At 75.0% G+C, this 16733-nt stretch carries 11 protein-coding genes and 3 pseudogenes; 2 read left to right on the top strand and 12 right to left on the bottom strand.

Annotated features, from left to right (window positions below):
* Positions 1-43: 43 nt before the first annotated feature.
* The 8 genes and pseudogenes from ACZ4YY_RS04735 to ACZ4YY_RS04700 form a co-directional block, all read right to left on the bottom strand.
* Positions 44-313: pseudogene (locus ACZ4YY_RS04735) on the bottom strand (acetoacetate decarboxylase family protein); the annotation flags it as partial.
* Positions 314-333: 20 nt separating this feature from the next.
* On the bottom strand, positions 334-909 hold the full coding sequence (locus ACZ4YY_RS04730; protein ID WP_468283826.1) for a MarR family winged helix-turn-helix transcriptional regulator: 576 nt from the start codon (positions 907-909) through the stop codon (positions 334-336).
* Between the two features lie 376 nt (positions 910-1285).
* Entirely contained in the window at positions 1286-3613 is a 2328-nt protein-coding gene (locus ACZ4YY_RS04725; RefSeq protein ID WP_468283824.1) for an SWIM zinc finger family protein, read from the bottom strand.
* A complete protein-coding gene (locus ACZ4YY_RS04720) occupies positions 3613-6453 on the bottom strand; it encodes a DEAD/DEAH box helicase (RefSeq protein WP_468283822.1) in 2841 nt (946 codons plus the stop codon). The genes ACZ4YY_RS04725 and ACZ4YY_RS04720 overlap by 1 nt, the downstream gene beginning before the upstream one ends.
* A 102-nt stretch (positions 6454-6555) precedes the next feature.
* A complete protein-coding gene (locus ACZ4YY_RS04715) occupies positions 6556-7149 on the bottom strand; it encodes a sugar kinase (RefSeq protein WP_468283821.1) in 594 nt (197 codons plus the stop codon).
* Positions 7146-8294: an ROK family glucokinase gene (locus tag ACZ4YY_RS04710; RefSeq protein WP_468283819.1), complete on the bottom strand. Its 1149-nt coding sequence runs from the start codon at positions 8292-8294 to the stop codon at positions 7146-7148. The genes ACZ4YY_RS04715 and ACZ4YY_RS04710 overlap by 4 nt, the downstream gene beginning before the upstream one ends.
* Positions 8291-9040 (bottom strand): annotated as a pseudogene (locus ACZ4YY_RS04705) (ATP-binding cassette domain-containing protein); the annotation flags it as partial. The gene ACZ4YY_RS04710 and the pseudogene ACZ4YY_RS04705, both read right to left, overlap by 4 nt.
* Before the next feature lie 84 nt (positions 9041-9124).
* A complete protein-coding gene (locus ACZ4YY_RS04700; RefSeq protein ID WP_468284348.1) occupies positions 9125-9862 on the bottom strand; it encodes a GntR family transcriptional regulator in 738 nt (245 codons plus the stop codon).
* 130 nt (positions 9863-9992) lie between these two features.
* On the opposite strand from ACZ4YY_RS04700, the pseudogene ACZ4YY_RS04695 reads away from it, so the two are divergent.
* A pseudogene (locus tag ACZ4YY_RS04695) lies at positions 9993-10994 on the top strand (Gfo/Idh/MocA family protein); the annotation flags it as partial.
* Between the two features lie 971 nt (positions 10995-11965).
* On the opposite strand, the gene ACZ4YY_RS04690 reads toward ACZ4YY_RS04695, so the two are convergent.
* The 3 genes from ACZ4YY_RS04690 to ACZ4YY_RS04680 all read right to left on the bottom strand — a co-directional run bounded on the left by ACZ4YY_RS04690 (position 11966) and on the right by ACZ4YY_RS04680 (position 15400).
* On the bottom strand, positions 11966-13150 hold the full coding sequence (locus ACZ4YY_RS04690; RefSeq protein ID WP_468283817.1) for a cytochrome P450 family protein: 1185 nt from the start codon (positions 13148-13150) through the stop codon (positions 11966-11968).
* 46 nt (positions 13151-13196) lie between these two features.
* Positions 13197-13913: a response regulator transcription factor gene (locus ACZ4YY_RS04685; RefSeq protein ID WP_468283816.1), complete on the bottom strand. Its 717-nt coding sequence runs from the start codon at positions 13911-13913 to the stop codon at positions 13197-13199.
* Positions 13914-14140: 227 nt separating this feature from the next.
* Positions 14141-15400 (bottom strand): sensor histidine kinase, encoded by a 1260-nt coding sequence (locus ACZ4YY_RS04680; protein WP_468283814.1) that lies wholly within the window; start codon positions 15398-15400, stop codon positions 14141-14143.
* 201 nt (positions 15401-15601) lie between these two features.
* On the opposite strand from ACZ4YY_RS04680, the gene ACZ4YY_RS04675 reads away from it, so the two are divergent.
* Entirely contained in the window at positions 15602-15802 is a 201-nt protein-coding gene (locus ACZ4YY_RS04675) for a hypothetical protein (protein ID WP_468283812.1), read from the top strand.
* A 291-nt stretch (positions 15803-16093) separates the two neighbouring features.
* On the opposite strand, the gene ACZ4YY_RS04670 is transcribed toward ACZ4YY_RS04675, so the two are convergent.
* The gene (locus ACZ4YY_RS04670) at positions 16094-16726 is read right to left on the bottom strand and encodes a dihydrofolate reductase family protein (RefSeq protein WP_468283810.1); all 633 of its coding nucleotides are present in this window, start codon (positions 16724-16726) and stop codon (positions 16094-16096) included.
* Between the last annotated feature and the right edge of the window lie 7 nt (positions 16727-16733).

Raw genomic sequence — 16733 nt, 5'->3', positions numbered from 1 at the left:
TGCCCGGGGTGCAGGCCGATCGCGCGTCCCGTGGTCGGGCCGTCGCCGGTAAGCGCTCCAGACCGGCGTCCCCGACCCCGGGCTGCCCGCCCTCGAAGGAGGCGGCTCCGGTCTCGATCAGCCCGTCCGGGGCGAGCCCCTTGCCCTTTTCGATCGACGGCAGCCAGCGGTGGTGGGCGATCGGGTGGGCGTTGACGAACCCGTTCGTCTCGGACGGTTCGCGCAGGGTCACCACGGCCTGGGCCAGGCGCCGCACGGCGCACACGGCGCCTCCGGCAGCGACTGGGACGCCCGGCGGGATGCGACGCGGACGGCCGGACCCCGGCCGCGCGGCTACGGACGCGGGCGCCGACCCGAGCGCCGCGGGGCCAGCTCCTCGCCGGCGAGGAGCTCCCGCCGGCGCTGCTCGCCGTGCTCCTCGAGCCGGCCGACGATGGCGCGCAGGCTGTCGGCGAGCTGGAGGCACTGCTCGGGGCCCAGCGGGGCGGAGACGAACGCCTCCTCCGCGTTGAACGCCGGGAACAACTCCTCCATGAGCTTCTCCCCCTCGGGGGTCAGGGAGAGCAGGACCCGGCGACGGTCCTCGGGGTGGGGGGAGCGGGCCACGAGGCCGCGCGCCTCGAGGGTGCGCGAAACGCCGGTCAGCGTCCCCTTGGAGATGCCCGCCTCCTCGGCGACCGACCAGGTCTCCGCCTCACCCCAGATCCACAGCACCCACAGCACGACGAAGCTGGTCCACGTCAGCTCGTGCGGACGCAGGACCGAGTTCTCCAGGTGGTTGCGGACGGCCGCGGCGGCCCGGTGGATGTTGCCCACGGCGGCCATGGCCTCGCGCTGCAGCGTCAGGCCGCCCAGCCGCTGTCGTACGGCCTGCTCGGTCTCGGTGATGGATCGACGAGGCCCGGGCACAGGCTCCCCCTTCGTGTCGCGGGCGACGCACGGCCGCCGACAAGTTGTTTGCAGTCAAAAGTATCCCGCACGCCACTCGGTCCGGCGGCCGTCACGTGCGGGCAAAATCCGCGTGACCCTCTTGCGGGCGGTACACCCGACACGCATTGTTTGGCATCAAATGATCTTCCCGGCGCCATCGGCCGGACATCGAACTGCCACAAACTGCGCGAGCAAGTCGGACAATGCCCAACTCATCGCCCGCATCGCCCGCGATCGCGTCCTGCCCTTCCTCCTCAACACGGTCGGCGCCGTCATCCTCGTGGTCTGGATCGATATCGCCCTCTCCCGACTCCGCCTGCGGCAGACCACCGAACACACCCCCGGCTGCGGCGGGTCAGAGCTCGCCGTCGGAACCGCCCAGGCCCGTCAGGGCGCCCACCGGGTCGGAGTCGGCGGTGCCGCGCGGCCACCAGTCGTCCCGGCCCGGCTCCGACTCGTACGGGTACCACAACCCGTCGCGGCCGAAGCGGAGTTGTACATGGCCGGCGGGGTGAGTGAGGCGGTTGCGCCAGGGGCGGAAGGCGGGCAGGTCGGCGGCGCGGAGGAGCGGGCGGGCCCGGTCGAAACGTCCCGCCGGCGGGTCCCAGGGCTCTTCCAGCACGGCGAGTCCGTCCGGGCCGCCCTGGCGCCAGGCGGCGACGGCACGCGCCAGCTCGGCGGGGGTACGGCCGGTGGCTCCGGCGAGCGCGGCGTAGAGGGCGCGGGTGGCGGCGGTGAGTCCGGAGCCGGGACGGGACGCGGCGAGCCGTACGGCGTCCTGCCACGGGGTCAGTTCGCCGATCTCGTCGCGACCGGTGGTGAGGAGGGCGTGGGCGCGGGCGGCCGCGTCGGTGGCGAGCTGGTCGAGCGCGAAGGAGTCGGGGCCACCGGGCGCCGACGGGTAGGCGGGGGGCTGCCCGGGGTGCGGCGGCACGGGCAGCGGGGCGGGCAGCGGCGGGAGCCGACGGCCGGGGTCGAGGACGTCGGTGGCCCGGACGCCGGGCAGTGGCTCCGGCTCGTGCTCCTGGGCGGCGCGGGCCGCACGGGTGACGTTGCGGCGGGAGAGCGCGTCGAGCAGTTCGCGCTCGCCCCGGCCGCGCAGCAGGAGCAGTACGAACGGGTCCGCGTCGAGCAGGCGTGCGGTCTGGTAGCACAGGGCGGCGGCGTGTTTGCAGGGGTGGCCGCGGTCCGGGCAACTGCACTGGGGCTCCAGGTCCCCGGGGCCGGGCAGCAGGGGCACACCGCACTCGGCGAGGGATTCCGGCATCTCCTTGTCGAGCAGCGCCGCGATGTGCGCGGGGCGCTCGACGGCCGCCTCCAGGAAGCGCTCCCAGTCGGCGTCGTCGAGGGTGCGCAGCCGCACCTGCACCCGGTACGGGCGCGGCCGGCTGCCCTGTACGTACGCCAGGACGAGACCGGGGGTGACCGTGATGGCGTCCACGTTGCCCTGCTCGGCGTATCCCCGCCCCCGCGCCAGCCGTTCGGCGTCCAGCGCGCCTTCCTCCAGCGCGGTGACCCAGGCACTGCCCCACCAGGTCTCGGCGAACCGGACGTTCCCGTCCCCGGCCGACCGCGAGGGGAAGGCCGCGAAGGTGCGGCGGTGGTCGCCGTCGCGCGCATGGGCGGCCATGGAGCGGGGGGTGGCGCGGGGGTGTTCGGTGGGCGAGGACGGCGTGGCGGCGGGCGACGGTCCGGAGGACGAAGAGCCGGAGGACGAAGAGGGCGTGGCGGCGCGCGACGGCTCGGAGGGCGGGGAAGCCGTGGCGGCGCCCGACGGCTCGGGGAACGGAGAGGCCGTCCTGCTGTGGGGAGGCTCGGCGGACGAGGACGGCGTCGACCTGCCGGGAGCTTCGGCGGAGGGGGTGGGTGACGTGCTGTGGGCCGGGCCGGCGGGGGTGTCCCGCTCGGCCGGGGCGGGCTCCGGGGCCGGCTCCTCCGACGGCATCCGGAACGCCCCCGCGAGCAACTGCCGTACCTCACGTGCCCGTTCGTCGGCGACCCGGTCACGTGGGCGAAGGGGACGCGAGGGACTGGACGGGCGAGCGCTCCGGGAAGCCCGAGCGGTGCTGGGCGCGGTGCCGTCGGCCGGCCCCTGCCGCGCCTCCGCGCGCGCCGCACGCAAGGCCTCACGGGCGGCGTCCCCGGGCCGGGAGCCGACGGAACCCTGCGGCCGCCGAGTGGTGCCGGTTGCCGGGGCCGGGGCGACTGCCGGGTCGGTCGACGGCGCCGGGGCCGGGCCGACTGCCGGGTCGGTCGAGGGCGCCGAGGCAGAAGGTACCGCCGGGCCGGGGCCCGTGGCCGACCCGGGGCCCTCGGCTTCGGCGCCGCCCGCACCAGACACCGGCCCCCCACCACCAGACACTTGCCCTCCACCCGACGTCCGGCCCCCACCGGACGCCCCTCCCCCACCAGACACTTCGCCCCCACCCGACGCCTGCCCCCCGCCGGACGCCTCTCCCCCGCCGGACACCTGACCCGCGTCCGGCAACCGCCCCGCTCCGGGCGCCCGGCCCGCGCCCGACACCCGCTCTGCGGCCTCCCCCTGCCCTGTCCCCGGCGGGTGCTCGACCGCGCGCTCCCCCTCGCGGCCCCGGGTCTCCCGCGCCTCCCGCGCCTCGCGGAGCGCCCGGCGGGCCGCGTCCGCGGGGCGGGGGGTGTCGCGGGGCTCGTCGGCGCCGGGCATCACGCCTCCCTCCGCAGGCGGACCAGGTCGGACAGTTCACGGTCCGTCAATTCGGTGAGGGCGGACTCGCCGGAGCCGAGGATCGCGTCGGCGAGGGCGCGCTTGGATTCCAGCATCTCGGCGATGCGGTCCTCGACCGTGCCCTCGGTGATGAGGCGGTGGACCTGGACGGGCTGGGTCTGGCCGATGCGGTAGGCGCGGTCGGTGGCCTGTTCCTCCACGGCCGGGTTCCACCAGCGGTCGAAGTGGACGACATGGCCCGCGCGGGTGAGGTTCAGGCCGGTGCCGGCCGCCTTCAGGGAGAGCACCAGGACCGGGGTCCCGCCGCTCTGGAAGCGGTCCACCATGCGCTCGCGTTCCGGTACCGGGGTTCCGCCGTGGAGGAGGTCCACGGGAACCGCGCGGCCGGCGAGGTGGGCGGTGATGAGGCGGGCCATGCCGACGTACTGGGTGAAGACGAGCGCCGAGCCGTCCTCGGCGAGCAGGGTGTCCAACAGCTCGTCCAGCAGGGCGAGTTTGCCGGAGCGGGCGGCGAGGGCGTCACCGGTGGCGGGGGTGTCCTCCTTGAGGTACAGCGCCGGGTGGTCGCAGATCTGCTTGAGCGCGCCGAGGAGTTTGAGGACCAGGCCGCGGCGGGCGATGCCCTGCGCCGTCTCGATGGCGAGCATCGACTCGCGCACCACCGCCTCGTACAGCGCTGCCTGTTCGCGGGTGAGCGGGACCGGGTGGTCGGTCTCGGTCTTGGGCGGCAGCTCGGGGACGATGCCCGGGTCGGACTTCTTGCGGCGCAGCAGGAACGGCCGGACCAGGCGGGCGAGGCGCTCCACCGCCTCCGCGTCCTCGCCCGTCTCCACGGCGCGGGCGTGGCGGGCGCGGAAGGACTTCAGGGGGCCGAGGAGGCCGGGGGTCGTCCAGTCCAGCAGTGCCCACAGCTCGGAGAGGTTGTTCTCGACAGGGGTGCCGGTGAGGGCCACCCGGGCGGGGGACGGGAGGGTGCGCAGGGCCTTGGCGGTCGCCGAGTAGGGGTTCTTCACGTGCTGTGCCTCGTCGGCGACGATCATGCCCCACGGCTGGTCGGCGAGTGTCGGGGCAGCCGAGCGCATGGTGCCGTAGGTGGTGAGGACGAAGCCGCCGGTCAGGCCCTCCAGGGTGCGGTCGGGGCCGTGGAAGCGGCGGACGGTGACGCCGGGGGCGAAGCGGGTGATCTCGCGCTGCCAGTTGCCGAGGAGGGAGGCGGGGCAGACCACGAGGGTCGGTTCGGTGCGGGCCCGCTTCAGGTGCAGGGCGATGACGGTGATCGTCTTGCCGAGGCCCATGTCGTCGGCGAGGCAGCCGCCGAGGCCGAGGGAGGTCATGAGGTCGAGCCAGGCGAGGCCGCGGAGCTGGTAGTCGCGGAGCGTGGCGTGCAGGCCGGCGGGCGGGTCGGCGGGGTGCACGCCGGTGGTGAGGCGGTCGCGCAGGGCGGCGAGGGCGCCGACGGGGACCGCCTCGACGGTCTCGCCGTCGACCTCTGCGGTGCCGGTGAGGGCGACGGACAGGGCGTCGACCGGGTCCAGCAGCCCGAGTTCGCGCTTGCGCGCCTTGCGGACGAGCGCCGGGTCGACCAGCACCCACCGGTCCCGCAGGCGGACGACCGGTCGGTGGGCCTCGGCGAGGGCGTCCATCTCGGCCTCGGTGAGCGGATCGCCGCCGAGCGCCAGCTGCCAGCGGAACCGGAGGAGTTCCCCGCTCTCGAAGAAGCCGGTGCCGTCGGTCGCCGAACCGGGCGCGGGCCGGACGACCGCGGCGGCGGCGAGGTCCTGGGCGAGGTCCCGCGGCCAGTGCACGGCGACGCCGGCCGCCGCGAGCCGGGTCGCGGCCACGCCGAGCAGGTCGCTCAGCTCGTCCTCGGACAGAGGGAGCACGTCGGGTGCGTCCTGGTCGGCGAGCCGGGCGAGCGGCGGCCAGACACGGGCGGCCCGCCGCACGGCGAGGGCCGCGTCCACCGTTGCGCGAGGGCCGAAGGCGGAGTCCGCCCGGCCCGCCCACAGGTCCGCCGCGTCGGTCACCAGTGTGGGGTCGGCGAGGCTGTGCACCTGGACGATCGCGGTGCCCGCGCGGGGCGCCCCCTCGGCGGCGTCGAACAGGTCGTACGCCGACAGGTCGAGGCGGAGCGAGACGCGCACGCCGGCGTCCATTCCGGCGGCGACCTCGGCGGCCCAGTCGTGTGCGGCGGCGGGCAGCCGCTGGGGCCGGCGGTCGGCGAAGGGTTTCCCGCACGCGTGGGGCGCGGCCGGGGTGCGGGGCAGGGTGTCCGCGACGGCGTCCAGGAAGGAGCGCACGAGGGCTTCGGGTCGGGGCAGCCGGAGCGGGCCGGGGCCGGGCAGCGGCACGGCGTGGCCCTCGTACGGGAGGGCCGCGGCGACCGCGCGCAGGTGGGCCACGTCCTCCGGGTCGAGGGGGCCGGCCCGCCAGGCGTCATGCCCGGTGGGGGTCAGGCCGGGCAGCAGGCGGCCGCGGGCGACGAGCCGCAGCGCGTGCTGTGCGGCGGCGCTCCAGCAGGCGGTCGCGGGGTGGGCGGTGGGGTCACGGCGGGCGCCCACCAGCAGCGGGAGCGCCGCGTCGAGCGGCAGGGACAGCGCGGCGGCCTGCCGTCGGCGGACGGAGGTTCCGTGGCGGCGTACGACGGTCAGCTCGGTGCGGTCGGCGTCCGGGGCGGAGGGCAGTGGGCCGTCGTCCGGGTCCCAGAGGGCGATCCGGCCCTCGCGCGGGAGGGGGGCGGGCAGGAAGACGGCGGCCAGGCGCGCGCCGAGCGGCTGTGCCGGGTGTCCGGCGGCCGCTGCCGTGGCCGTGTCGCTCATGGTGTCCACCTCCCGCCCGTGTGCCGGATCATCCGTCTTCGACTCTACGGGCGGGGTCTGACAATCGGCTCCGGCGGCCGTCCGGGCGACGTGCCGGGCGGCTCAGGGAACCGTGCGGGAGACGACGTACACCAGGGGGTGGGAGGGGTTGAAGGTGTTCACCACGACGTCCAGGGTCGGCCTCGGCTTCTTCTCCTCGCGGACGAAGCCGAAGTAGTCCCCGGGGCGGGAGCCCGGGCCGGAGAACTTCCAGCCGGTGACGTTCCGGTCGCGCTCGCCGATCGCGAGGTTGTCCTTCTCGAGGGCGGACCGGCCGAGGCCGAGTTCCGTGAGGAAGGCGTCCAGGCCGGCCTGTGTGGTCTGGAACTGCACGTAGAGGCGGCTGGTCCTCCAGTTGTTGGTCTCGTAGTAGGCGACGTTGACGGAGGGGTAAGGGACCGGCACCTGGTAGAGGCGGCGCTGCACCTTCGACGGCCAGCCCTTGGTCAGGCCGGTGGCCGAGTACTTCGCCTCCTTGTCCTTGCCGCTGTCGCGGCTCTGGTTGGCGGAGATCACCAGGTAGCCGGCCGGCACGCCGATGAGCAGCACGATGATCAGCAGGGTGAGCGCCCGGCGGCGGATCACGTGCCCCCGGGTCTCCTGCGGGCCGGCCGGGTCCTGCGTCGGGTCGGCCTGGTGGGGCAGGGCGGACGTCATGCCGTGTCCCGGGCCCGCCGGGCGGCCTCCGCGAACCGCTCGTAGCGCTCGTAGCGCTCGACGCGTCGGCGCTTGGCGCGCCGGAAGCGGCGGGCGACCAGGCGGGCGAGGTCGGCGGCGCCGACCATGCCGGCCTCGGGGCCGAGCTGGGCGCGCACGATACGGGCCTCGGGGCGGTAGCCGCGGCCGGTGAGGTGGCGTTTGAAGGCGTCGCGCGCGGGGCCGATGAGCAGGTCGTCGGCGGCCGAGACGCCGCCGCCGATGACGAAGCAGGACGGGTCGAGGGCGGCGGCGAGGTTGGCGATGCCGACGCCGAGCCACTGGCCGATGTCCTGGAGCAGCTCGATGCACATCGCGTCGCCCTCGCGGGCCAGCTCGGTGATCATGGGGCCGCTGATGTCGCCGATCTGCCCCTTGACGTGCTCGATGATCCCGTACGCCACCGGCGAGTCGGCGGCGGCGAGCTCCTTGGCCTCCCTGACCAGGGCGTTTCCGGAGCTGTACTGCTCCCAGCAACCGCGGTTGCCGCACGGGCAGCGGTGGCCGCCGGGCACGACCTGCATGTGCCCGAACTCCCCGGCGACGCCGTACTTGCCGCGCTTGACCTGGCCGTCCTCGAGGATCGCGCCGCCGATGCCGGTGCCCAGCGTGATCATGACCAGGTGGTCCTCGCCGCGGCCCGCGCCGAAGCGCCACTCCGCCCAGGCGGCGGTGTTGGCGTCGTTGTCGACGAGGACGGGCACCGCGAGGCGGCCGGCGATGCGGTCGCGCAGCGGCTCGTTGCGCCAGGACAGGTGGGGGGCGAACAGGACGCGGTTGCGGTCGGCGTCGACCCAGCCGGCCGCGCCGATGCCGACCGCGTGTACGTCGTGCCGGTCGGACAGGTCCAGGACCAGTTCGACGATCGTGTCCTCGACGACCTTCGGGCTCTTGGACTTGTCCGGGGTCTCCGTGCGGACCTTCTCCAGGATGTTGCCGTCGGCGTCGACGACGCCCGCCATCACCTTGGTGCCGCCGATGTCGATGCCGACCGTCGGCACCCGGGGCGCGGTCAGGTGCGAGCGCCGCTCCCGGGTGCCCACCGTGCGCAGCACGGTGGCTCTGCGGGAGCCGATGGGGGCGGTGAGGTCGCGGTAGGTGCTCATCGCGGCCGATTCTGCCGCACGGGTACCCGCGGTGCCGAACGGGGAGGCCGCGGCGCGGTGCCCGGACGGGCGCCGTCCGGGGGTGCGCGGGATCCGGCCGCGCGCCCCCCTCGTACTCCTACGGCGCGTTCCAGTTCGTGTCGGAGGTCCTCGAGCTCGTTCCCGCCCGCCCTCTGACGTGTCAGCTCCTCCGCGGTGAGGGAGTCCCGGGTGTGGCTGCCGGCCATCGCGCCCCTCTTCAGGAGCACGAACCTGTCTCCGACGAGATGGGCGTGGTGCGGGCTGTGGGTGATCAACACAACACCGAGACCCTGGTCCCGGGCTGCCGCCACGTACTTCAGGACCAGGCCCGACTGCTTCACCCCCAGAGCCGCCGCCGGTTCGTCCAGGACGAGGACCCTGGCGCCGAAGTGCACCGCGCGGACGATCGCGACGCACTGGCGTTCGCCGCCCGAGAGGGTGCCGATGGGCTGGTCGACGTCGCGCAGGTCGATGCCCGTGCGCAGCAGCGCGGTGCGGGTGGTGCGGCGCATGTGGTCGACGTCCAGGCGCTTGAAGGGGCCGACGCCCTTGCGGGGCTGCGAGCCGAGGCAGAAGTTGCGCCAGACCGGCATGAGGGGGACGACGGCCAGGTCCTGGTGGACGGTGGCGATGCCGCGGTCAAGCGCCTCGCGCGGCGAGGACGGCGCCGTCTCCTCGCCGTCCGGGCGCAGCAGGCCGCCGTCGTGCCGGTGCAGACCCGCAAGACGGTGCTGAGGCCGCCCGCGCGCAGGAAGCCGTCGCCTGCGCGGACATGGCGCTCCGTACGCGTGGCGGCGTACCGGGCGGGCTCAGGGCCGTACGAGCAGCTGGAACTCGAAGGAGTAGCGGGTCGGCCGGTAGATGTGGTCGCCGAACTCGACGGCGCGGCCGGTGTCGTCGAAGGTGGTGCGCTGCATGGTGAGCAGCGGGGCGCCCTCCTCCTCGGCCAGCCGTTCGGCCTCGGCCTCGGTGGCGGCGCGGGCGCCGATCGACTGGCGGGCGCTGTGCAGGGTGATCCCGGCGGCCCGCATCAGCCGGTAGAGGCCGGTGGCCTGGAGCTGGGCGGTGTCGAGGTCGAGCAGTCCGGACGGCAGGTGGTTGCACAGGTAGGCCATCGGCTCCCCGTGCGCCAGCCGCAGCCGCTCCACCCGGTGCACCTCGCCGCCCTCGGCGACACCGAGCGCGGCGGCCACCTCTGCGGTGGCGGGGACGACCGTGTTGACCAGGACCGTCGTCGCTGGGCGCTGGCCGGCGGCCTCCAGGTCGTCGTAGAGGCTGCTGAGCTCCAGCGGGCGCTTGACCTGACTGTGCACGACCTGGGTGCCGACACCCCGGCGGCGCACCAGCAAACCCTTGTCGACCAGGGACTGGATGGCCTGGCGCACGGTCGGGCGGGAAAGGCCGAGCCGGGCCGCGAGCTCGATCTCGTTGCCCAGCAGGCTGCCCGGGGTGAGGGACCCGTGCTCGATCGCGGCTTCCAGCTGCTGGGACAGCTGGAAGTACAACGGCACCGGAGAACTCCTGTCCACACGGAGGTCCAGCTGCACGGTCGGGTCCACTTCAGGTTTCGGCACGCGCCCGAGCGTAGCCGCGCGGTCGATTGACGGGAAGTTGTGCAGTCCGATTGTCCGGACATACGGATTGACAGGGCGAGGGCCACGACGCCACGGTGATTCCATGCGCATCGGGGTCATCGGGACGGGCCGCATCGGCACCATTCATGCGAACACACTGAGCCGTCACCGCGAGGTCGGATCCCTGATCCTCACGGACGCGGAGCCCGCGCGGGCGCAGGAGCTGGCGCTGCGCCTGGGTGAGACGGCCGCTCCCGGGGTGGACGAGATCTTCCGCTGGGGAGTGGACGCCGTGGTCATCACGGCCTCCACCTCGGCCCACGCCGAACTGATCGGTCGGGCAGCGCGCTCCGGGCTGCCGGTCTTCTGCGAGAAGCCCATCGCGCTGGACCTGGCGGGGACCTTACAGGCGATCGCCGAGGTCGAGGCGGCGGGGACGGTCCTGCAGATGGGGTTCCAGCGCCGCTTCGACGCGGGGTACACCGGGGCGCGGGAGGCGGTGCGCTCGGGCCGGCTCGGCCGGCTGCACACCGTGCGGGCGGTGACGTCCGACCAGTCGCCGCCGCCCGCCGCGTGGCTGCCGGTGTCCGGGGGGCTGTTCCGGGACGCGCTGATCCACGATTTCGACGTGCTGCGCTGGGTGACCGGGCGGGAGATCGTCGACGTGTACGCCGCCGGGTCGGACGCCGGGCCCGCGATGTTCCGGGCGGCGGGCGACGTCGACACCGCGGCCGCGGTCCTCACCCTCGACGACGGCACGCTCGCCACGGCGACGGCGACGCGGCTGAACGGCGCGGGTTACGACGTCCGTATGGAGCTGGCCGGCGAGCTGGACCAGGTCGTCGTCGGGCTCGACGACCGCACGCCGATCGCCTCCACCGAGCCCACGGGGCCCCCGGCCGCGGACAAGCCCTGGACCGGCTTCCTGGAGCGTTTCGGCCCCGCCTACGAGGCGGAACTCAACGCCTTCGTCGACGTCATCCGCGGTGGCCGCCCCAATCCCTGCGACGGCCGCGAGGTCCTCCAGGCCCTCCGCGTCGCCGAGGCCTGCGAGCGTTCCCGCCGCGAACGCCGGGCGGTGTCACTGGCGGAGATCCCCGGAGGGAACACCGGTCCCGGCGGCTCGGGCCCCGGCGACTCGGGCCCCGGCGACTCGGGCCCGGTGAACCTGGGTCCGGCCCTCGAGAGCTCGGGCTCCGCCGGCTCGGGCCCGGTGAACCCGGGTCCGGCCGACGAAGGCTCGGGCCCTGATGCCTCGAGTTCCGGCGGCTCGGGGCCCGCCGGCTCGGGCCTGGGAGGGCCGGGAGGCCCGGGTTCAGCGGGCCCGGTCGCGGGCCCGGCCCTGGGAAGCCCGGGTTCAGCAGGCCCGGTCGCGGGCCCAGCCCTGGGAAGCCCGGGTGCAGCAGGCCCGGTCGCGGGCCCAGCCCTGGGAAGCCCGGGTGCAGCAGGCCCGGCCCAGGGAGACCCGGGACCAGCAGGCCCGGTCGCGGGAGACCCTGGCCCGGAAAGCGTTCCCGGTACCTGGGCCGGCGCACCGGCAGGCACAGCCCCGGCGGAGACAGCTCCTTACGGGTCGCCAGGAGGATCCGGGCTGCCGGAGCACCTTGGAGCTCCGGCGTCCCAGCCGTGGCCGCCCGACCATCTCGATGCCGCAGCCCAGCCATGGCCGCCCAGCCACCCCGACACCCCGACCCAGCCATGGCCACCCAGCCACGCCGACACCCCGACCCAGCCATGGCCCGGTCTCCCCGAGGCCCCGGCGCAGCCCCCGGTCGCCCGCGAAACGACGGCCCAGCCCTGGCCCACGGGAACCGCACCCTCCGACCGGCCCGGCTCGCGGGCCGTGCGGGGGCACCCGCACGGGTCCGACGTGCCGGATCCGCCGGGACGCCAGGACACCGCCCCCGGCCACGGTTGACCCGGGCCACGCCCGACGGACAGGCCCCACCGGCCCAAGTCATCCGGACCGCCGACAGTCGGCGGACGGGCCCCACCGGCACAGGCGACCCAGGCCGCCGACGCCGGTCGGACGTGTCCCACCAGGACAGGTGGCAGCGGCCTGCCGGTGCGCGGGTCCTACCAGCGCACCGGCAGGCTCCGCATCCCCCGTATCAGCATGCCCGGCAGCCAGTCGCCTGGTGGGCCGGCCAGGGCGAGGCGGGGGGCGCGGTCGAGCAGGGAGCGCAGGGCCGTGCGGGCCTCCAGGCGGGCCAGAGGGGCGCCCAGGCAGTAGTGGATGCCGTGGCCGAAGGCGAGGTGGCCGCGGGTGTCGCGGCGGATGTCGAAGCGGTCGGGGTCGGGATGGCGGGCCCCGTCGCGGTCGGCGGCGGTGAGGCCGATGACCACCTGCTCGCCCCGCCCGATGGGTGTACCGCCGATCTCCAGCGGCTCGGCCGCGAAGCGGAACGTGGCGCTCTCGACCGGGCCCTCGTAGCGCAGGGCCTCCTCGACGGCGCCGTCCAGCAGCGTCATGTCGGCGCGCAGGGCGGCGAGTTGGTCGGGGTGGGTGAGCAGGGCGTGGACGGCGTTGGTGATGAGGTTGACCGTCGTCTCGTGACCGGCGATGAGGAGCAGGAACGCCATGCCGCGCAGTTCGCCCGGCGAGAGCCGGTCGCCGTCCTCGGCGGTCGTCCGGATCAGGTCGCTCAACAGGTCGTCGCCGGGACCGGAGCTCCGCTTGTCCTCGATCAGCTCGGCGAGGTACCCGGCGAGCCGCACGAAGGCGTCGTGGGCGCTCTCCCGGCTGGTCGGCGCGACCGTCTCGGTGGAGAGCTTGCGGAACTCGGTGCGGTCCATCTCGGGGACGCCGAGCAGTTCGCAGATGACGGTGAGGGGCAGCGGGTAGGCGAGCGACTCGACGAGGTCGGCGCGGCCGTGCGGCAGCATCACGTCGAGCAGGTCGTCGGTGATCTGCTGGATCCTGGGCCGCAGCCCCTCCACCCGGCGCGCGGTGAAGGCGCGGGAGACCAGCGCGCGCAGCCGCGTGTGCTGCGGCGGGTCGGTGATCAGCAGGTACTTGCCGATCAGTTCCTCGTCGTCGAAGGTGATGCCGATCCGGCGGCCGTCCTTGGCCAGCCGCGCGTCGGCGAGCGCCGCGCGCGCCTCCAGGTACCCGACGACGAGCCACGCCTCGTGGTCCGCGTCGGCCCCCGGCAGCCGTACCTTGTGGACCGGGCCGCGCTCGCGCAGCCGCGCGTACACCGGGTGCGGGTCCCTGCGGAACCCCTCCCCGAACTCCCCCAGGTCGATCTTCTCGCCCATGACGCTCCCCCCTCCCGTCACCCGCCCCAACGAACGGGCCGGCCCTCTAGTGCCCGCCGTCCGCCTCGTCCCCGCCGTCCGCCTCGTCCCCGCTGTCCGCGGTTTCCTCCAGCAGCCCCGCGTCGTACGCCAACAGGGCGATCTGCACCCGGTTGTTGAGGCCGAGCTTGGCCAGGACGCGGGAGACGTGGGCCTTGACCGTGGCGACGCTCATGAACAGCCCGGCGGCGATCTCGGCGTTGGACAGGCCCCGGCCGACCGCTACGGCGACCTCGCGTTCGCGTGCGCCGAGGGCCGCGATCCGCTCGCGCGCACGGGCGCGCCGGGTGTCGGCGGAGGCGCCGGCCGCGTGGTCCATCAGCTGGCGGGTGACGGTGGGGGACAGCACGGGGTCGCCGGCCGCGACCCGGCGCACGGCGTCGACGATCTCGGCGGGCGGGGTGTCCTTCAGGACGAACCCGGCGGCGCCCGCGCGCAGGGCCCGCAGCACCTGTTCGTCGGCGTGGAAGGTGGTGAGGACCACGACCTGCGGGGCGTCCTCGCGGGCCCGCAGCCTGCGGGTGGCGGTCAGGCCGTCCACCGACGGCATCCGGAGGTCCATGAGGACGACGTCCGGGCGGGTGCGGTCGACGAGCGCCTCGGCCTCGTCGCCGTCGCCCGCCTCGCCGACGATCTCGATGTCGTCGGCGCCGCCCATCATGAAGGACAGACCGGCGCGCACCAGGGGATCGTCGTCGACGAGGAGGAGTCTGATCGCAGTCATGGCCCCTACGTAATCACGGTCGTGGACGGGGAGTTGGGCGGTCGACGGCCCGGACGGCCGGTTCAGAGCTCCGAACAAGAGGGGAGGCCGGCTCGCGCCGACTGGCACGCACGCTCGCCGCGTTGCCGAAAACCCCTGGTAGCTCCGCTACGAGGAGCTTCCAGCGCGTTGCGATCGCACGCACCGGACGCCGCGACCTGATCGGCCTCCCCTTTCGTCCGGAGCTCTCAGGCCGCGGGCCACGGCAGCCACGCCCGCACCTCGAACCCCCCGTCCGCGCGCGGACCGTGCTCCAGTCGGCCGCCGGTCAGGACGGCGCGTTCGGTCAGGCCGATCAGGCCCTGGCCGGAGCCGGGAACGGGCGGTACGTCGCCCTCGGGGGCGGGGTTGCGGACGGCCACGGTGAGGCCCTCCCCGGGCCCGCCGGTGACGCCGACCGCGACCTCCGCGCCGGGGGCGTGCTTGCGGGCGTTGGTGAGGCACTCCTGGGCGACGCGGTAGGCGGTGCGGCCGACGGAGGCGGGCACGGCGACGGGGTCGGTGACGCGCTGGTCGAGGGTGACCTTCATGCCGGCCGCACGGGACTCGGCGACCAGGGTGTCCAGGGCGGCCAGCGTCGGCTGCGGGCGACCGGTGTCGTCGGGTTCGCCGGCCCTCAGCACGCCGATGATCTCGCGCAGGTCCTGGAGGGCCTCGTGGGCGCTCTCCCGGATGACGCCGGCCGCCCGCGCGATCTGCGCGCGGGGCGCGTCCGGCCGGAACTCCAGCGCGCCCGCGTGCACGCTGAGCAGGGTCAGCCGGTGGGCGAGCACGTCGTGCATCTCGCGGGCGATGGCCTCGCGGGCCAGCCGCTGTGCCTGTTCGGCGCGCAGTCGCGCCTCCGTCTCGGCGCGCCGGGCGCGGTCGCGCAGGCTGAGCATCAGCTGTCGCTTGGAGCGGACGAACATGCCCCAGCCGATGATCGTGAGGGTGAGCAGCACGGTCCACACCACGGCCGGTCCCCACTCCAGCTCCGGGTCCGGGCGCGCCCAGACCAGCACCGGGATGAGGGCGACCTGGACGCCGCCGACCCAGGCGACGTACCGGAAGGGGCGGTGCACGGTGAGGGTGAGGAGGGCGACCGCGGCGGCGCCGGCCGAGGTGGTGGACAGGAAGCCGAGGGGGATCGTCGCGACGGCGAGGCCGACGGGCCAGCGGCGGCGCAGCCAGACCGCGGCGCAGGAGAGCGCGCCCGTCAGCTGGTCGGTCACGAGGAGGGCGTGCGGGAGGTCGTCCTGCTCGGGGAGGGTGTCGGCCACCATCAGGCCGATGGCGACGGCCACGAGGAAGCAGGTGAAGTCGACGACCCAGTCGCGCACGGTCCGCCGGGGCGGGCGTCCGTGGCGTCCGGCGTCCGGGTCCGGTTCGGCGGCCACGGCGGACGGCAGCAGCCACCGGCGTTCCGGGAAGGCCGGGTCCGTGTGCCCGGTCCGGTCGTGAGCCCTCATGGTCGACAAATCTACGCAGTGCGGATACGCCTCACCCTCTCTTGCGGCGGGATCGTCGACGAAAGCGGGAGAACCGCCTACCGAAGTCGCCGCGCCCGCGACTTTCGGCGCGCGGGAGCCGGCCGACGAGGGCCGTGCGTCGCGGGCGCGCCGCCCGGCGGCCGATGCGGGCGGGGGGTCCGCGGGGCGAGGGTGGGGGCCATGAAGCAACTGCTGGAGGCACTCGGTTTCCTCGCCCTGGTGCAGGGCGTGGCCGGGCTGGTGCACGAGTTCACCGACTGGGACTGGGGGCTCGTGCAGCGGTTCGGCCTCCTCGACGGCTACGAGCTGTACGCGAGCGCCGCGCTGGTGGTGGTCGCGTTCGCCCTGTTCGCCGCCGCGTCGAGCCGGAGCTCCGGCTGAGGGGTCCTTGCACTGTGAGCGCCTGATCGGGCCGCGTGGTCCGGTGTCGTGCCGCGCAAGGCGCCGGGGAGTCCTTGTGGCGGAGCTACCAGGGCTTTCCGGCAACGCGGCGAGGTGTGCCGGGCCGCGCGGCCCGGGCGGGCACAGTGCGAGGACCCCTGAGCGCGGGGCCGGCTGGCAGGCCGGTGGCGCCGTTCTCCGGTGAGTGCGGCGGGGCACGCGCCCCGCACGTCGTCGGCGGCCACCGGGCACGCCCGTCCTCGGCGCGGTGCGCCGCCGCGCGCGGGGACGTCACGCGCCGGTGCCCGGGGATTCGTAGGTGCCGTAGCGGGGGCGGCCCGCCAGGTCGTACGACTGGACGGAGACGCCCGCCGCGGTGATCCGGCCGCCGGTGTGGCGGAACGCGGTGGGCGGGGCGCCGTCGGCGAAGAGACGGCGTCCGGCGCCCAGCACCACCGGGAAGGTCAGCAGGTGCACGGTGTCGACCAGGTCCTGCGCGAGGAGGCCGCGCGCCAGGGCGCCGCTGCCGTGGACCTGGAGTTCGCCGTCGGTGTCCTCCTTGAGGGCGGTGACCTCCTCGGCGAGGTCGCCGTGGAGCGCGGTGGCGCCCGGCCAGACGGGGTCGGCGAGGGGCGTGGACGTGGCGACGTGCTTGGGCAGGGAGTTCAGCCGGGTGGCGACGGGGTCCGTCGGGTCGGTCATCGACGGCCAGTAGGCGGCGAAGATCTCGTAGGTACGGCGGCCGAGGAGGAAGGCGCCGACGCGGTCGAAGACCTCGGTGACGAACCGGCCGAAGTCGTCGTCCCAGTACGGGACGGTCCAGCCGCCCTGGGTGAAGCCGTCGCGGGTGTCCTCGCGGGGGCCGCCGGGAGCCTGGTACACGCCGTCGAGGGTGACGAAGCTGGTGAGCACGAGCTTTCCCATGCCGGTG

It is taken from the genome of Streptomyces sp. NPDC030143, assembly GCF_055573695.1.
This window is presented reverse-complemented; position numbering and strand designations above follow the sequence as displayed.

Excerpts from the sequence above, each read along its gene's own strand:
- ACZ4YY_RS04725 (WP_468283824.1), bottom strand. The coding sequence starts at position 3,613 with ATGCCCGGCGCCGACGAGCCCCGCGACACCCCCCGCCCCGCGGACGCG.
- ACZ4YY_RS04720 (WP_468283822.1), bottom strand. The coding sequence starts at position 6,453 with ATGAGCGACACGGCCACGGCAGCGGCCGCCGGACACCCGGCACAGCCG.
- ACZ4YY_RS04715 (WP_468283821.1), bottom strand. The coding sequence starts at position 7,149 with ATGACGTCCGCCCTGCCCCACCAGGCCGACCCGACGCAGGACCCGGCC.
- ACZ4YY_RS04710 (WP_468283819.1), bottom strand. The coding sequence starts at position 8,294 with ATGAGCACCTACCGCGACCTCACCGCCCCCATCGGCTCCCGCAGAGCC.
- ACZ4YY_RS04690 (WP_468283817.1), bottom strand. The coding sequence starts at position 13,150 with ATGGGCGAGAAGATCGACCTGGGGGAGTTCGGGGAGGGGTTCCGCAGG.
- ACZ4YY_RS04685 (WP_468283816.1), bottom strand. The coding sequence starts at position 13,913 with ATGACTGCGATCAGACTCCTCCTCGTCGACGACGATCCCCTGGTGCGC.
- ACZ4YY_RS04680 (WP_468283814.1), bottom strand. The coding sequence starts at position 15,400 with ATGAGGGCTCACGACCGGACCGGGCACACGGACCCGGCCTTCCCGGAA.
- ACZ4YY_RS04675 (WP_468283812.1), top strand. The coding sequence starts at position 15,602 with ATGAAGCAACTGCTGGAGGCACTCGGTTTCCTCGCCCTGGTGCAGGGC.
- ACZ4YY_RS04670 (WP_468283810.1), bottom strand. The coding sequence starts at position 16,726 with ATGGGAAAGCTCGTGCTCACCAGCTTCGTCACCCTCGACGGCGTGTAC.